The organism is Paenibacillus sp., from assembly GCF_035645195.1.
In the GTDB taxonomy this organism is placed as follows: Bacteria; Bacillota; Bacilli; order Paenibacillales; family YIM-B00363; genus Paenibacillus_AE.
The window spans coordinates 314,272-330,533 of the sequence record NZ_DASQNA010000025.1; the positions used below are offsets into that span (position 1 = coordinate 314,272).

12 protein-coding genes are annotated in these 16,262 nt (G+C 54.9%); 4 read left to right on the forward strand and 8 right to left on the reverse strand.

Going from position 1 to position 16,262, the window contains the following annotated elements; translation table 11 throughout:
* Positions 1-87 precede the first annotated feature (87 nt).
* Entirely contained in the window at positions 88-1,722 is a 1,635-nt protein-coding gene (locus VE009_RS13920) for a hypothetical protein (RefSeq protein ID WP_325008561.1), read from the forward strand.
* Between the two features lie 72 nt (positions 1,723-1,794).
* On the opposite strand, the gene VE009_RS13925 is transcribed toward VE009_RS13920, so the two are convergent.
* The 7 genes from VE009_RS13925 to VE009_RS13955 form a co-directional block, all read right to left on the reverse strand.
* The gene (locus VE009_RS13925; RefSeq protein WP_325008563.1) at positions 1,795-2,679 is read right to left on the reverse strand and encodes an AraC family transcriptional regulator; all 885 of its coding nucleotides are present in this window, start codon (positions 2,677-2,679) and stop codon (positions 1,795-1,797) included.
* Positions 2,680-2,832: 153 nt separating this feature from the next.
* Positions 2,833-3,861 carry a glycoside hydrolase family 88 protein gene (locus VE009_RS13930; protein WP_414694855.1) on the reverse strand — a complete coding sequence of 343 codons (1,029 nt, stop codon included), beginning with the start codon at positions 3,859-3,861 and terminating at the stop codon, positions 2,833-2,835.
* Between the two features lie 212 nt (positions 3,862-4,073).
* The gene (locus VE009_RS13935) at positions 4,074-6,254 is read right to left on the reverse strand and encodes a dihydroxy-acid dehydratase (protein ID WP_325008565.1); all 2,181 of its coding nucleotides are present in this window, start codon (positions 6,252-6,254) and stop codon (positions 4,074-4,076) included.
* Between the two features lie 23 nt (positions 6,255-6,277).
* Entirely contained in the window at positions 6,278-7,732 is a 1,455-nt protein-coding gene (locus tag VE009_RS13940) for an aldehyde dehydrogenase family protein (protein WP_325008567.1), read from the reverse strand.
* Positions 7,733-8,677: a U32 family peptidase gene (locus tag VE009_RS13945; RefSeq protein WP_325008569.1), complete on the reverse strand. Its 945-nt coding sequence runs from the start codon at positions 8,675-8,677 to the stop codon at positions 7,733-7,735.
* Positions 8,674-9,390 carry a FadR/GntR family transcriptional regulator gene (locus VE009_RS13950; protein ID WP_325008571.1) on the reverse strand — a complete coding sequence of 239 codons (717 nt, stop codon included), beginning with the start codon at positions 9,388-9,390 and terminating at the stop codon, positions 8,674-8,676. Before VE009_RS13950 ends, VE009_RS13945 begins: the two co-directional genes overlap by 4 nt.
* Before the next feature lie 119 nt (positions 9,391-9,509).
* A complete protein-coding gene (locus VE009_RS13955) occupies positions 9,510-11,030 on the reverse strand; it encodes a family 43 glycosylhydrolase (RefSeq protein ID WP_325008573.1) in 1,521 nt (506 codons plus the stop codon).
* A 565-nt stretch (positions 11,031-11,595) separates the two neighbouring features.
* On the opposite strand from VE009_RS13955, the gene VE009_RS13960 reads away from it, so the two are divergent.
* From VE009_RS13960 to VE009_RS13970, 3 genes are all read left to right on the forward strand, one after another.
* Positions 11,596-12,963, forward strand: coding sequence for an ABC transporter substrate-binding protein (locus VE009_RS13960; RefSeq protein WP_325008575.1), 1,368 nt, complete (start codon positions 11,596-11,598; stop codon positions 12,961-12,963).
* Positions 12,964-13,053: 90 nt separating this feature from the next.
* On the forward strand, positions 13,054-13,944 hold the full coding sequence (locus VE009_RS13965) for a sugar ABC transporter permease (RefSeq protein WP_325008577.1): 891 nt from the start codon (positions 13,054-13,056) through the stop codon (positions 13,942-13,944).
* Position 13,945: 1 nt separating this feature from the next.
* The gene (locus tag VE009_RS13970) at positions 13,946-14,785 is read left to right on the forward strand and encodes a carbohydrate ABC transporter permease (protein ID WP_325008579.1); all 840 of its coding nucleotides are present in this window, start codon (positions 13,946-13,948) and stop codon (positions 14,783-14,785) included.
* A 222-nt stretch (positions 14,786-15,007) separates the two neighbouring features.
* Here the strand turns inward: VE009_RS13970 and VE009_RS13975 are convergent, their stop codons facing one another.
* A complete protein-coding gene (locus VE009_RS13975; RefSeq protein WP_325008581.1) occupies positions 15,008-16,171 on the reverse strand; it encodes a DUF4317 domain-containing protein in 1,164 nt (387 codons plus the stop codon).
* Positions 16,172-16,262: the final 91 nt, after the last annotated feature.

Consider the following 16,262-nt stretch of genomic DNA (forward strand, 5'->3'; position numbering starts at 1 on the left):
TGAAAAGGAGGTGTTTTCCGAAAAGTTTATGTTCGACCGTGCGTCGAAGTCGAGAAACCAAAAGATCCATTGGAGGTGCTCGGATTTATGAGTCAGATGTTGTTCAGAACGTGCGGCAAAATCGTGCTGTCGATTGCCTTAGCGGCATCCTTGACGCCCGCGGTATTCGCGAGCGACGGTCCCGGCCGCGCCGATCTTCCGGAAGCGTCCCGCGTCACCGACAAGATCGTCGTTACCGCCGCCGATCGAATCGATCGGAAGGCCGACTCCCTCGAGGAACGGTATGCCGGCGCAAAGAAAGTTTCCGTCTTGCATGTCTTAGATCTAGTGCAATACGACGAAGGCATCAAGCGGGAAGGAAAGACGTTCACGAACACGTTGGAAAAGCCGGGCGGGGCCAGCAACCGCTATCTTCGCATCGGCATTCAAGACGGGAACGGAATGTTGGATTTCACGGCATTGAACGGTTCCGCCGGTCAAATCGGGGTACATATTCGCGCCACGGTGGACGTGAGCAAGACGACGAACGGAATGTACTACACCATGAAAGATGAAGTGAGCAAAGATTCCGGTCACGTAGCGCCTTTGCATTTGATCAATTGGCGGGATTACACCCCGGAAACCGCCGTTTTCGATACCGTGATGGAACTGGAAACTACGTTGTGGGACGTCGAAAACGCATTCGTGGAAATCTTGCTTCCCTACCAATCCGCGATCACCATTCACGAGATGTACATGTTCGTAGAAAAGGAAGTACCCGGGTTCAGCGATATGCATGAACGGATTACCGGGGGAGCCGGAGCGTCGGAGGAAAACATTCATGTCGTCCATAACGCGGCCGAATTCGCGGAGGCGATCGGCAACGTCAGGGCGGCCAAGAGGCCTTCGATCATCTACGTCAACGGGACCGTTACGTACGAGGACTGGGTCGCGGCGACGGGGCAGAAAGATCGCGCGATTTCGCTCGGCTCCGAAGTGAAACATCTGTCCGTCGTCGGCGTCGCCGATCGGGGAATTTTGGACGGCGCGGGATTGAAAATCCACGGTCACAACATCATCGTGGAAAACTTAACGATTCAATATGTCAAAGCCAAGGACGGAATCGAAGTCAACAACGCGACCGACGTTTGGATCAGACACAACAGTTTCATCGACGGCGGACGGGAACTCCCGGAGGGGACCCGGTTCGATGAACTGATGTCGATTAAAAATAACGCCAAACATGTGATCGTCTCCTGGAACCATTTCAAGAACAGCAACCGCGTGCTCTTGGTCGGCAGCAACGACGAATTGGACGCGATGCCGGACCGCAGACTCATTATGCACCATAACTTCATCGAAAACGTAACGCAGCGCGTGCCGCTCTACCGCGGAGGCCATGCGCACATTTACAACAATTACATTAAAAACGTCAATCTTTCGGCGTCGAACGTTCGCAGCAACGCGAAAATCCGGTTGGAAAACAACTTCTACGAAGACGTCAAAGATCCGATCGGCGATTTCAACGGTCTCATTCCAGGCCGTTACGAAGTCAAAGGGAACATCTTCAAAAATTCGACGGGCAGCCAGCCGACGGAATCCATGATCGAAATTCACTTTACGGATTACCGTTACGAGCTGGATCCTGCGGAAGATGTCCCGGCGATCGTCCCGGAAGGGGCCGGGGCCGGAAAGATTGATCAAGATTTAGAGTATATCGCGAGTTTGGCAAACCGCGAGTAACGGCAATGTAAACGAAAAGTTCCTCTTTTCACGGGCGTGACAAGAGGAGCTTTTTCGTTATTGCGGCCGCAACTACGTCGCTTCATCGTTGTCACTGGTTCGATGATACCTTTTTCGGTAGGCGAGCGGCGTAATCCGGGTTATTTTTTTGAACGTCGTACTGAAGTGCGCAACATGTTTGAACCCGACTTGATGCGCGATTTCGATAATTTTGCTTGGGCTGTCCCGCAGCAGTTTTTGAGCTTCTTTGATTCTTACGGACATGAGGTATTCCCGAAATTGAAAGCCGGTGAGTTTTTTGAACATGCGGCAAAGGTAGTAGGGGCTAATGTAAAATTTCTCGGAAACCATCTGTAACGTAATGTCTTCGGCGTAATTTCGATTCATGAAAGCGGCGATTTCCGATATTTTCTCTTGCAGCGGATGGGAGGAGGGGGGCGCTTCGTTCCCTTCCTCTTGCGCGGCCTGCCGGTTGATTCGAATCAGCAGCTGGGTTAAACACGATTTAATATAATCTTCGTACCCTGCGCGTTGTTCCCTGCACTCGTTGAGCATTTCCCAAATAATGTGATCGACGAACGAACGCTCCTGCTTGGGAAAATGAATCAAACCGTGACCGCCCGCGAACGGCGCCCCGTCTTCGCGAGGGAGCCAATCGCCGGAGCCGAGGAAGGCGGGCGCGAAATTGATTAAAATCCGCTCGCATTCCTGCGCCTTCGAACCAGCTCCCGTGCGGTGAAGGGTGTTAGGGAAAATGACGACGACGTCGCCCGGCCGCACCGTATACACGCGGTCGTTAATAAAGAAAATTCGTTCGCCCTTCACGATATAAAAAATCTCGTAGTAATGATGCAGATGAAAGTGCGGCATATGTCCGATCGAAGGAGCGCGTTGGATGCTCAAAGCGTTATCGCCGATCCGATAATACGGCCACGACGAAGCGTTAGATTCGGCCATGACTCGAGATCACCCCCGATTGCCTTATTTGAATCTCGGATTTTCGCTATCGATAATACCGGCTCGCGCAAAACCTAAGAGACGTTCCAGTGAAAAAACAGATCCCGTACCTGCCGGTACGGGATCGAGTTTCTCCTTGCGTCCTTCTTCGGCTTACTCCTTCGTCGTCTCCAATACCGACGTCAGGAAGGCGAGCGTCAGCCCCTGCCCCCAGCCTTGGGCCCATTTCCGGTCGATGCCGAGGTACCCTTGGATATCGTTCATGACGGCCGTCCCGCCGGACACGTTCAGCACGCGGCCGTGCTCGGTAATATTCGCCAGCACGCCGTCCAACGCTTTCTGCACGTACTTCGAGTGGAGCGGATTGCCCTGCGTGACCATCGCCGCGCCGATGCCGGCCGTCGCCGAAACCTCGCCGTACGCTTCCGGGAAATCGAGAACGGTGCCCCACAGGCCATCTTCTTTTTGAAGCTTCTTGATCGCCGCCAGCTGATCGCGCAAGGAACTCCAAATATGCATCATCGGAGGATATAAGTACGCTTCCGGCAGCACCTTCGCCGCGCGGGACATCGTATAGGCCGCCCACGCGTTGGCGCGCGCCCAATAGATGCCGGACATATGGTCCTTCTTAATATTGTTGTAGCCGTGGTACCACAGCCCGGTGTTTTCGTCCTGCAAGTAATTTATATGCCAGAAAAATTGATGCAGCGCATCGTCGATCAGACGCTTTTCGTTCAGCTTAATGCCGACGCGCAGCAGGAAGTAGGCGGCCATGAACAACGTATCCGCCCAGGCCTGTTCCGGAAAATCGTTCTTCGCCGACACCGTATGCTGAAGCACCCGATCGCCGAAACGCAGGGCCCGGTGTTCCAAATACTCCACCTTGCTCATGATGAGGTCCAAATATTTCTGCTCCCCGGTGTGCTCGTACAGGGTGACCAGCATATGCCCCATCGCGCAAGCGTTTACCGTCCACACCGGAAGTCCGACTTCGATGTATTCGTCGCACCATGCCGCCATGCGTTCCAAATAGGCTTGTTCTCCCGTCACCTCGAATGCCCGGCCGACCCCGTAGAAAGCGACGCCTCCCGGCCAGTCCCAAGTGAGGTCCATGCCGAAAGTATAATCGACCACGTTCGCGATGGTTTGCTTCAGTTCTGTCGGTTGAATCTGTAATTTCAATTAGTCCAGCTCCCTTTCGTCGGCCCAAAGCCTCTGCCGCAGCAGAGACCTGGATATGTGTTCGGAGTCAAGCGCCCGCTTCCTACCATTTTACTAGCAACACGTTATATTTCTCAAGAGAGACCAATTCTTCCACGTTCATGCCGATTTCGGTAGATCGAATAAGAAAAGCTCCTTGGTTCCGTAAGGTTCCAAGGAGCTCGCCCAAGCCGTTACAACGTTGTTACGGCGCTTTCGTTCGGCGCTTGCCTCCAGTCCAGTTCCGCTTCCAACGCCACGCCCATCGGCACGACGCCTCGGGAGGCGTCGCTGCAGTCGCGCAGCCGGTTCGATGCCGCGACGCCGCGTTGGCGCATTCGGATATTGTCCATGCGCGAACGGCCCAGGGCGTCCCGATCCTTCCGCAAATCGCCGGAATAAGGGGAAATCCCCCCCTGTTCGAACCGTTCCGGGTCCAGCAGCACAATGTGTTTGCTGCGGAATTGCAGGTGCAAAATATCGGCGTCCGCCAAATACAGAATTCCGCCCCCGTGCAGCGCTTCCGGGGTCATGTGGCCGATCGCCGCCCCTTGGGTGACGCCGGAATAGCGCCCGTCGCTAATTAACGTCACAAGTCTCCTAAGTTTCCGATCGGCGTTAATATGCTGCATCGGCGTCATCATCTCCGGCATGCCGTACGCTTCCGGTCCTTGGCCGGAGATCACGACGGTCAACCGCAAGGCCCCCTCATCCACCATCCGATCGAACAATCTGTCGTACTCTTCGCTTGCATCAAGCCACGAAGGATCGGATGTATTATAAGCGGCCATTTGGCGCAAGCGAGCGATCGGCAGCGTTCGTTTCGCTTTGAGATTGTCGAGGAGATTAATATTCAACAGCTCCCGGTTGGCCTGTTCCTCGTTTTCGAAATACAGCACGAACGAGACCTTATCATCGAAGCGGTCGAGCTGTTTGCTTTCCATGCCGCTGATTTTCACGACGGCCGTGTCGAAAAAGTTCCCCCGAAGCACGTCGATTCCGCTGAAGCTGCGCTTGGGCGTACTGAGAATGATTCGGTTTTCGCGCACGCCGTCCGCTCCCAACCCCTTTTCGTCGGAGAGCCGCTCCCGCCACGATTGACCCGTAACGGTGAAAGCGTCCAAATCCAAGGGAACTCCGTTTCGGTGCAATTCGTACATCAAGGTTTCCATGCCTCGAATCAACCCGGAGCAGCACTGCTGCGCGAGCACGAAAATGTCCCTTCCTTCCGTAAGACTGTAGTCGTATAGGTCGGGGATCGGGTGTTCCTTCAGAATCGCTTCCATATCCTCCAGCGAGAAGACATATCCCGCGTACAACATAGCCCCGACAATGTGCATGACGAGGTTCGAGGACCCGCCGCTGGCGCTGTGGATGCGGATCGCGTTGCGAATGTTCGTCCGCAGCAGCTCGCTCACGCTGCACTCCGGCCGAAGGAGGACGGAAAACAGCCCCTTCACCGAGGCGCTAACCTGTTCTAGCGTCGGGGGATCGGTCAATAATTCGACGGCCGGATGAACGAGCCCGAACCCCGCAGTGATTTCGCGCGAACTGTTGCCCGTTCCGTGGAACGCGCAGATGCCGCCCTTGGCATCGCATGTATTCACGGCAAGCTGTTTCTCGTACAGTTTTTGCTTTTCCCCGGTAAGGAGCCCATATTCCACAGCTCGTTGCAGTACGCCTTGGAACGAAGTATTCGACGAGCACTGCAAAATATAGCTGAGCGCATCATGAATGTCCGCCGCCACATCCGCGTACCCTTGTTCCTCCGCGCGATCGGCCAACGTCAGCAGCTCCCGCTTCAGCTCCGCAGGAACGGTGCCGCCTTTGAGCACATGCGACGGCGCGAAGGTCGCGAATACCGGGTGCTCGCCCCGAAACCTGCGGAGCCGGTCCAAGTGGGCGAGCCCGCTAAGCACGCCGAGCGGCTGTTTATCGCAGCCTTGAATAACGAACGCTCCATGATAGGAGTGGGCTTCCATTTGATTGACGACCATCTCGGCAATCGCGTTGCGGCTTTGAAGCGAATACGACATCCCGATATTGTTCTGGGCCGTCCCGTCGCACAGCACCGGAGTGCTGAAATAGAAGGGCACCCCGCCTTCCTGCCAAATGGCGAGCGCCGCTCTGCTCACCGTCTGATGGTCGAGAATGTGAGCCGGGTGATCGGCGGAACCACCGATGATCGCGATCCTTGGCGAGTTATGCTCCAGTCGGTCGTAAATGCGATCCAGCGTCCAGTCCGGATCTCCCGCAAAGCCGTCCCCTATCTCCTTGCGAGCCCGATCCAATAACCCCGCCACCGTAATCGGTTCGTTGGCCTTCCCCTGAACGTTGTGGCTATAAGAATTCACATGATTCGGTATTCTTATCATTCGGCGCCCCCCCTCCCCGTCGGTCAAAGTCTTGAACCGGATATCGATATCGTTTGCACCGCGGTAAAAAATTCAATGGCAGCCCTGCCTTGTTCCCGTGAATGGGAGCTCGACTTCTTCATGCCGCCGAAAGGCGCATGAGGCTCGACTCCCGCCGTTTCGCCGTTAATTTTGATCAGGCCGGCTTCGACATGCTTTAGGAATACAAACATGCGGTCGATATCCTTCGTGAAAATGGACGCGCTGAGTCCGAACTCGACGTCGTTGGCGATTTGCAGCGCGTGTTCCAAGCTGTCGGCGGGAATAATCGACAACACCGGTCCGAAAATTTCATGCTGCGCGAGCTCGGATTGCGGATCGACCTGATCGAAAATCGTCGGTTCGATAAAACATCCGTTCATAAGCTCCCCTTCGGGAGCTTTGCCGCCGGTCAACAAGCGCGCCCCCTGCCGGATGCCCCGTTCGATCGCCTCTAAAATGGACTGCTGTTGACTCTGATTCACGACTGGCCCTAAGTAACAATCCGGCTCCAGCGGGTCGGACAGTTTGACGCTCTTCGCCTTCTCCAATAGAAGCGCAGTAAAGGACTCAAGCACGCTTCTCTCGACGATGACGCGGCTCGTCGCCGTACATTTCTGCCCGGCAGAACGCATGGCAGCGCTTAACGTCAACGTGCTGGCCTTCTCCAGATCGGCGTCCGCCGCGACGATCGTCGGATTTTTCCCGCCCATCTCCAGCTGGTATTTCGCTCCGCGCTCCACCGCCGCGCGGGCGACTTGCTTGCCGACTTCGTTCGAGCCGGTGAAGGTGATCCCTTGCACGTACGGGTGCGTAATGATCGTTTGCCCTACTACGGTCCCTTTGCCCGTTACCATGTTAATAACGCCCCTCGGGAACCCGGCCTTCTCAAAAATTTGCATGAGCCGGTACGCGGTGATCGAAGCGGGATCGGCGGGCTTCCATACGACGGTATTTCCGTAAATTAATGCGGGCGCGATCTTCCAAACCGGTATCGCAACCGGGAAATTCCAAGGCGTAATGACGCCGACGACGCCCAGCGGCACCCGGTTCGTGTACAGCATGGACTGGCCGTCGGAAGCCGGGTACGTCTCCCCGAGCGCCCGCATGCCCTCTCCCGCGTAATACCGCAGCAGCGTTACGCCGCGCTTGACTTCGCCGATCGCCTCCCCGATCGGTTTCCCCATTTCGCGGGACAGCAGGGTTGCGATATCCTCGGCTTCGTCCTCCAGCCGCTGCGCAGCGCGAAACAGCGCCTCGCCCCTCGAAACGCCGGGCAGCGATCGCCAATGCATAAGCGCTTCTTTCGCCGCATGGATAGCGGCTTCCGTCTCTTCCGCCGTCGCAAGCGGGTAATCGCCGATCGTTTCGCTTAACCTGGCGGGATTGCTGCGGAGCTGCCTTGCCCCCGATGCGCCGTCCAGCCATTCCCCGTTGATGTACAGTTGTGCATGCAGCATTTATACCCGCTCCTTCGAAGTATTTGGGATCCCTAAGTCCGCCGCCCCCAGAGCCGACGTAACGGCGTCCGGATAATACCGCTCTACCATCGTAAGTCCGAGCGCGGCTCGATGAACTCTTTCGCGGCATAAGGAGATGTTCACGGCTTCTAGATGTTTGCCGGAAGGGTATACGTCGGGATGATTGCGGAGACCGAATTTAATGTAAACAGGGGAAAGAATTCGAATGATTTCGGGAATTTCGTAATGGCGAATGAAGCCTCCGAACGTGTCGGGAACCTCGACATAAATATCCAGCGGCAGATCCACCGCTTGACGAATCGCCGCCAGCTTCGGGAGCGTAAGAGCCGTCGGAAGATTATAGGTGTCCGCTCCCAAATCTTGCATGATTTTCACCGACACCGGGTTGGACGCCATCATTTGCACCGAGCATTTGACGACGAAATCGGGCGGCAGCGCTCCGCGGCGCTTCATTTCCTTGGTCAAGAGCAACAGCCCCTCGTCCCCGACCAGCGCGCCTCGGATTCCAAGACGAGCCGCCCTTTTCAAATCTTCCATCGCATATACGAGCTGATCCGCGCCTTCATGCCGGATGCCGGCCGCCTTGCCCGCAGGCGTCATCGGGAGCGGGCTGATATCCCACGTCCCCCGCGGGCCGACGAATAAGCTTAGCTCCACGCCTCTTTCTTCGCACATCGATCCCATTTCCAGAATCTCGTCGTCGGATAGCAGCATAATGCCGCTTCCCTGCGAAACGCGATGCACCGTGATCCCGTATCTATCGATCTCTTCGAACGTCGCTTCCAACGCCCGAGGCCCCTCGACGCTCGGAAGCTCGATCCGGTACTGCGCGCCGTCAGGGAACCTTTTGGGCGACGACGGAAGATCGTACAAATCTTGTCCGGGGTACCCGAGAGAACGCAGGAAGTCTCTTGACTCTTTCATTCGTATTCCTCCCTATCGGTCATGTTCTTCAGCGATTCAAGCTCTCTAAGCTTTAAGAAATCTTGTTTGACGTCGTTGAGATGCGCGCTCATCATTTCCTTCGCCATCTGCGGGTTGCGCTGCTCGATCGCCAACGCGATCAGCATGTGGAAATGCGACGCGCGCTCGGCGCTTCCCGGGATTCGAATCGTATTCCTGCGGCTTTCCAACAACAGATCGGATATATCTTTCATCACCTTCGCCATGATTTCGTTCGCGCACGCCTCGGCAATATATTCGTGAAAGGCGATATCGGCTTCGAAGTAATCCTCGCCCTTCTCAATATTCGAGATCATTCGGCTAGCTGCTTCTTTAATTGAGCGAATCTGGCCGATGGAGCCCCGTTCGGCGGCAAGCCGAGCCATCTCGGGCTCTAACAAATTCCGAAATTCCAACAGGGAAGCCATATTGCCGAAGGGCAATCCGCTCAATTCGAACATATCGTCGGAACGCCAGTAGCTCTGGGCTCTGACGAAAATCCCCCTGCCGTGTTCGATGAGAACGAATCCTTTCTCTTCCAAAATGCGCATAACTTCTCGCAGCGTGGACACGCTGATCGAGAATTCGGCGGCAAGCGCGGAGAGCGAAGGCAGTTTCTCCCCCGGCTTCCACTCTCCGTTTTCGATTTTTTCCGTCAATTCGCTCAATACTTTCGTGCTTACCAATACTTTCATGGCGTTCTCTCCATATCTCCAGCGTCGACAAAGCTGCCGCGATTGGTTCTCTCGTGAGCATATGCAAGGGGGACGAAGGCGATCGCCCCCCCTGCGATACCCCAATTATAGCTCAGAACTCATTCGCCCGGATCTACCATCACCAGCTTCCATTGCTGCGGAGGCCATTTGGCCGCTTGGGTCAAATTCCCCGCTTGATGGTCGCCGTCTCTGCGGTAGTTGCCGACGACGTTCGTTCCGACCGCGCCGTTGTCATTCTCGATTTCCAAGGCAAGGTTGGCTTTCTTGACGACCAGCCGGTGGAAGCCGTGTCCCGTATCGTCGAAATACCACTGCTGCAGCGGATTGTCGCCGCCCCGGCACGGCTTAAGCGATACGTCGGTGTTGTCCGCCCCTGAAGCGTCGGCCATCGTCAAGCAATACGCGCGGTCGTCCAGAACGCTCTTAAGTCTGTAGAACCCGTCGTATTCCCGCTCCAGCTGCCAAATCTGCTCCTGCGCATCGCTGCATTCCGCTTGGATTACGTTCGCTTCGCCTTTGTTCCCTTCCGCGGCCGCCGTTAAACAACGATTGCTGGCCACCGGGTTTTGCAGACTGTTCGGGTCCGCAATGCTCCCGTCTTGGTTTACCAGCTTATAATACGCCCCGTCTCGCAGATCGTACGGTCCGCCGTTGTCCTCGTAGAAAACCGGCCAATGGTCGTGCCAATCCACTTCGCGAATTCCGAGCACCGACTGCGGGCGGTAAGCATGGTACACCATGTAATACGTTCCGTTCTCGATAAAGAAATCCATCCCGCCAGGGGCGCGGTACAACCCTGCCGGCGTAACGCCTTCCAAAGCCACCCGGCTGTTCAAAATAATGCTGCCGCCGCCTTGAGCCATGTCTACCCCGCCCTTGTCGAGGTAAGGACCGTCGATGGTTTTCGAACGGCCGACGACAATCTTATATGTATTGTCGTTGCCGTTCCCGCGGCAGCACCAATCCCATGCCACGACAAGGTAGAAATAACCATCCTTCTCGAAGATCGACGGACCTTCGATTCGGTTGAAGTTCGGCTGCGGCACCGGGAACCGCTCGCTGCCGCGCGACGCCACCAGTTTACGGGTGCCCGGCACGAGGGTGACGAGGTCGTCCTCCAGCTGCTGGACGTAAATGCCGTCAAAGTGAGAGCCCCATACGATCCACCATCTGCCGTCTTGGTCTTGATGCACAGCCGCATCGATGGCGTTCATCGTTGTTTGGGTTTCCCCCGTCAGGCGGCTCATGCTGCCTGAGGCGATGATCGGCCGGCCCAAGTCCTGCCAACTGGAAGGATCCCCCGGCGTCTTCGTCGTCTTGACCCCGATGGCCGAATTATTCGTTCCGAAGTTCGACTGGGAATAGTAGTAGTAGAACGTATCGCCGATCTTCTGCACGTGCGGAGCCCAAAGGCCCCCGCGGCTGACTTCGTTCGTCCAGTTTGCTTTCGGGACGGCGCCGATGTAGATCCACGGGCCGTTCAAGCTATTGGAACGGTACAGACCGCCGCCCGTCGCGGATATGTAATACGTGTCTCCGTCCTTGAACAAGGTAGGGTCATGCTGGTTCGTCTCCCCGGTAACGGGAAGCTGAGCGGCCTCCGTCATTCTTACTCCCATCGCGACAATCCCCGAAAACAGCAATGCGAGAAAGACTGCGCACATCACCCAATAAAGCGGTCTGTCTTTGATTCCCAACGTCATTATACTTGGCTCATCTCCTTTCAGATTAGGACCAACGTATGTCTCGACTGAGCTGCCGCGTTCGGCAATCCCTCCTTCTACGGCGGTTCCGCAGCGCCCCGCCGAAACCGCTTCCACATTTCGTCGCCGTGTTCTTCGGGAGCTGCGGGACTGTGATCCGGCGCCGGCCCTTACCCTATGCAAGGCTGTGAAATAGAATCTTTACCGCATTTATACATATGATGAGTTATGCAACTCATATTATCACTTGTGGTTTTTGGGTGTCAATATTGGAAAATTTTTTATATTGACCCCGTTGACAGCGGTTTCAACGGAAATGTATATTTAGCATGAGTTGAGGCCATCGACCCTTATACAACAAGATCTTCCGGGACGGTACACCGTTTGTGCGCACACTCGAGTGTATCGAAGGGAGACAGCTTGCTTAGTATTAAGTGTGTTACATGAGTTATCCATCTGAACTCAGAGGGGACGTGTTAGCATGGGGAAGTACACCAAGATTTTTGCAGTGATGATCTTGACGGCAACGCTGTTGCTCAGCGCGTGCAGCGGGGCAGCGACTAGCCCCGCAACCGACGAGAAAGCGGTTACCGACACCGGAGGAGCGGAAGGCGCCAGCGATGCTCAACCGAAGGCGGAGGCTCCGAAACCGGCGGAACCGACGAAGCTGTCGCTTTGGACGTTCCAAGAAGTTCACGCGAAATATTACAACAGCATGGCCGAATCGTGGAATGCGGCGAACCCGGATAAACCGATTCAACTTGAGGTGACGACGCTGCCCGACGCTGATATGCACAGCAAGCTGTTAATCTCCCTGCAGTCGGGCGTCGGCGCTCCGGATCTTTCCGACATCGAGGTCAGCAAATTTCCAAACTTCCTAAGGGGTAATATTCCGCTGGCGGAACTGAACGATATTATCGATCCGGTGAAAGAAAACATCGTTCAAGCTCGGGTGGATATGTACTCCAAAGAAGGAAAGTACTACGGCGTAGACTTCCACGTCGGCGCGTCCGTGATGTACTACAACAAGGAAATTTTGGACCAGGCCGGCGTAAATCCGGACGATATCGCAACATGGGCGGATTTCGTGGAAGCGGGCAAAACCGTGCTCGCCAAGACTAGCAAGCCGATGATCGCGGTGGAGACGATCGGCGAGTGGCAATTCTGGCAGATGATTTCCCAGCAAGGTTCCGACTTCCTGGACGCGGAGGGCAACGTCATTCTTGACAACGAAATCAACGTGAAAACGGTCGATTTCCTGAAACAGCTGATCAAGGATAAGATCGCCGTAATCGCGCCAGGCGGGAAATATCACACGGAAGATTACTACGGATTTATGAACGGCGGCGGATCCGCTGCGGTCGCCATGCCGATGTGGTTCATGGGCAGATTTACCGATTACATGCCGGATTTGTCGGGCAAGATGATCATTCGTCCGCTGCCGAGTTGGGAGCCCGGCGGCAACCGTTCCGCCGGCATGGGCGGAACCGGAACGGCCGTGATCAAGTCTTCCCCGAACGCCGCGTTGGCTAAGGAATTTTTAGCATACGCCAAGCTTTCCAAAGAAGGAAACATTCAAATTTGGAAGCAGCTCGGCTTCGACCCGATCCGCACCGATGTTTGGGAACTTCCGGAGTTGAAGGAAGAAAATAAGTTCACCAAATATTTCGGAACGAACCTCTTCGACACGCTGATGGAAGTCAAGGACGAAATCAACACGGTCAACATCAAGGATAAGACGCCGCAAATCAATGCAGCCGTGAAGACGATCGCCTTGTTCCAAGCGATTCAAGAAGATAAAGACACGTACACGACGTTGAAGACCGTATCTGACGTTATTAGAAAATAAGATTCGGTAAACCCTTGAAATGACGAACGCTAGCTTTGTACGGCGGGCCGCCTGCCGGCAAAGCTAGCGTTTTGTAGAGGAGGATATTTCGTGAGATCCGCGAAGTCATTGTTGTATTCTCAATCCTTCGCTCCCTTCCTATTCGTGTGGCCTTTCGTCATCACGTTCCTGCTCTTCTTCGCCTATCCTGTCATAAGCACCGTAATCATGAGCTTTCAACAGGTAGTGCCGGGCGAGGTTCGATTCATTGGGCTCGATAATTACCAGAAGCTCTGGAATCCCCAATTCCAGCAAGCTCTGAAGGTGAGCACGATGTACACGTTTTGGACGCTGCTGGTATTGATTCCGGTTCCGCTCGTGCTTGCCGTGTTCTTAAATTCCAAGCTGCTGTTCGCGCGCAACGTCTTCCGCTCCGTCCTGTTTGTCCCGGCGTTAACGTCGGTGGTCGTGGCGGGCGTCATCTTCCGTCTCATTTTCGGCGAGACGGAGGGCTCGGTCATGAATACCATCGTCGGATGGTTCGGCATCCCCGCGCAAAAATGGTTGTTCAATTCGACGACCGGCATGCTGGTATTGGTGCTGTTAGCGAGCTGGAGATGGATGGGGATCAACATCATTTACTTTCTCTCCGCGCTCCAGAACATTCCGAAGGAGCTGTACGAATCGGCGGATATCGACGGAGCCGGCGTCTTCCAGAAATTTTGGAGCATTACGCTGCCGCTTCTGAAGCCCATCACGATTTATGTGTTAACGATCAGCATTTACGGCGGCTTCGCCATGTTTACCGAGAGCTACGTGTTTTGGACGAATAACTCCCCGGGAGACATCGGTTTGACTATTGTCGGCTATTTGTACAAACAAGGCTTCGAGTTCTTCGATTTGGGGTACGGTTCAACGATCGGGATTACGCTGCTCGGCTTAATTTTAATAATTAACGTCATACAGCTCAAGTTCTTCGGTCTCTTCAGGAAGGAGAGCTAACATGCAGAACGCTAACCGGTTCCGCTCGGTATGTTTTTTTCTATTTTTCGTGCTGCTGAGCATCGTCTTCCTGTATCCGTTGGCGAGCTTGCTCCTTGCCTCCTTCAAACCGTCGACGGAGCTGCTTCGGAACGGGCTTAGTTTGGGCATACAGCCGGAGCTGTTCACATGGAATAACTATTCGTACTTATTTTCGGATGCCGGTCGCAAGTACTTCTTCTGGTACCGGAACAGTTTAGTCATTACGTTCGTCTTTACGATGCTCTCTTTGCTGCTTTCCTCCATGGTTGGTTACGGGCTTGCAATATACCATTTCAAGGGGAAGAATCTGCTGTTCCTTCTTGTCCTTGTGGTCATGATGATTCCCGTAGAAATTATTATTCTACCTTTATACAAGCTCACCATCTCGCTCAAAATTATCAACACGTATTGGGGCGTCATTCTTCCCTTCGTCGTCGCGCCGCTGCCGATCTTCTTCTTCCGGCAGTTCGCCAGCTCGCTGCCGAAGGATTATCTGGATGCAGGCAGAGTCGACGGCTGCACGGAGCTCGGCATTTTCTTCCGCTTGATGATCCCGCTGATGCTCCCCGCCTTCGGTGCGATGGCGATTCTTCAAGCGCTGCACAGCTGGAACAATTTCCTGTGGCCGCTCATCGTGCTCCGAACGGACGACATGCTGACCTTGCCGATCGGGCTTACCTCGATGATTACCCCGTACGGAAACAACTACGACATGCTGCTCTCGGGGTCGGTGCTTTCGATCGTTCCGATCGTTATCCTGTTCGCCGCCTTCCAACGCTTCTTCATTTCCGGGTTAACCGCCGGAGGCGTGAAGGGATAGCAGATCGAGGGATGTTTCACGGCCATGAGCACTACGGTAGTTTTCCGAATCGAGATGGACCCCGGGCGGGTCACCTTCGGCACGTTCGAACCGCAGTCATCGCTTCCGCCATCCGGACCGGCGTAGCGAAGCGGATTCCTCCGGAGTTCGGGTAACCGAAATCCCCGCGAAAGCGCACAAAAAACAAGCCTGCATCCGAAAGGGTGCTAGGCTTGTTCTTCTTTATAACGTCTCCGTCGCGAGCGTAAAGCCTTCGATCACGGCGTCTTCGTCGACCTCGATCAAGATGCAGCGTTTCCCTTGGTAGTTCACCTGCTTCACGAATTTCAAATCCTGCGGGCTGATCGTGATCGTCGCCACCTTCGTATCGATCTTAATCGACTTCGAAGTGAATTTCGGGATGACGCTGCTCGCTTTGAGCTCGAAGTGTTTGTCGTCGACGACCGTTTGGAACGCCCGCTCCACTTTTTCCGTCGTCACGTTCTCCACGCCGCTCACGGCCAGCACGCGTTCCACATCTTTGTAATCCAGCTTCGGGGGCTCTTCTTCCTCGTTCGTTTCGATGACCCGGTGGATTTCCTCGTATACGTGGGCGATCGTCGCCGCGTCAAGCTGCTCCCCCGCCACTTCCTTCACGATATCTTCGAAAATGGTCCGCTCTTCGTGCGCCGTCACCGTCTTCTCGGCATTCAGCACTTGATCGATGAACACATGATTCGGCTCGTTGGACTTCCCCGCGCAATACAGAATGCGATTGACGTCGGACGCGTTGTCCGTCACGCTCGGGTAGAAGAACCCTTGCTCCGGCGTGCTCAGCTTAATGATCGGATCCACGAGGACGTTGTATTTGAACTCCCGCTCGACGTAATCGAACAGCAGCGTTTTCCGCGGTTGTTCCGTGCTGTTGACGCTGCCCAGGATGAACGGATGCGCGAACATTTCGTCCTTCTCGCTCTCCTCGGCTTCTTCGTTCCGCTCCCTGGTCGGACGGAAATACTCTCCGCGTACGAACGTAACGACTGTATCCCGCTCGTACTTCGTGTCCGCCAGCATTTTCTCCACGAGAAGAAGCATCAGGTTCATCCATTCTTCCGTGTGACCGGTCACGAGCGCTTGATGGAGCAGCACCCGCGTCGGCTCCTCCGCGTCTTCTTGAAACTTCAATTCGAACAGCTTCTGGCCCAACTCGCCGGTCAGCAGCTTCTTGAAATTGCCCATGTACAGCTCCTGCTTCTCCCGATCCAGCAGGGCGAACGATTGACACTCGTAATGATAGATTTCGCTGCTGTCCTTCATGATGTATACGTTGAGAATGTCGAAAACCTTGAGCAAATCATGATCGAGCTTGAATTGCTTGCGAATGTGCGCGACTTCTTTTTTATTCATGGTCCGTCAGACAGCTCCTAGGAAGTTTGATATGGCTTTACCAGTATAAACGATAGGAGCCGCTATGTGTAAGTAATCTCGGACTGCCGTT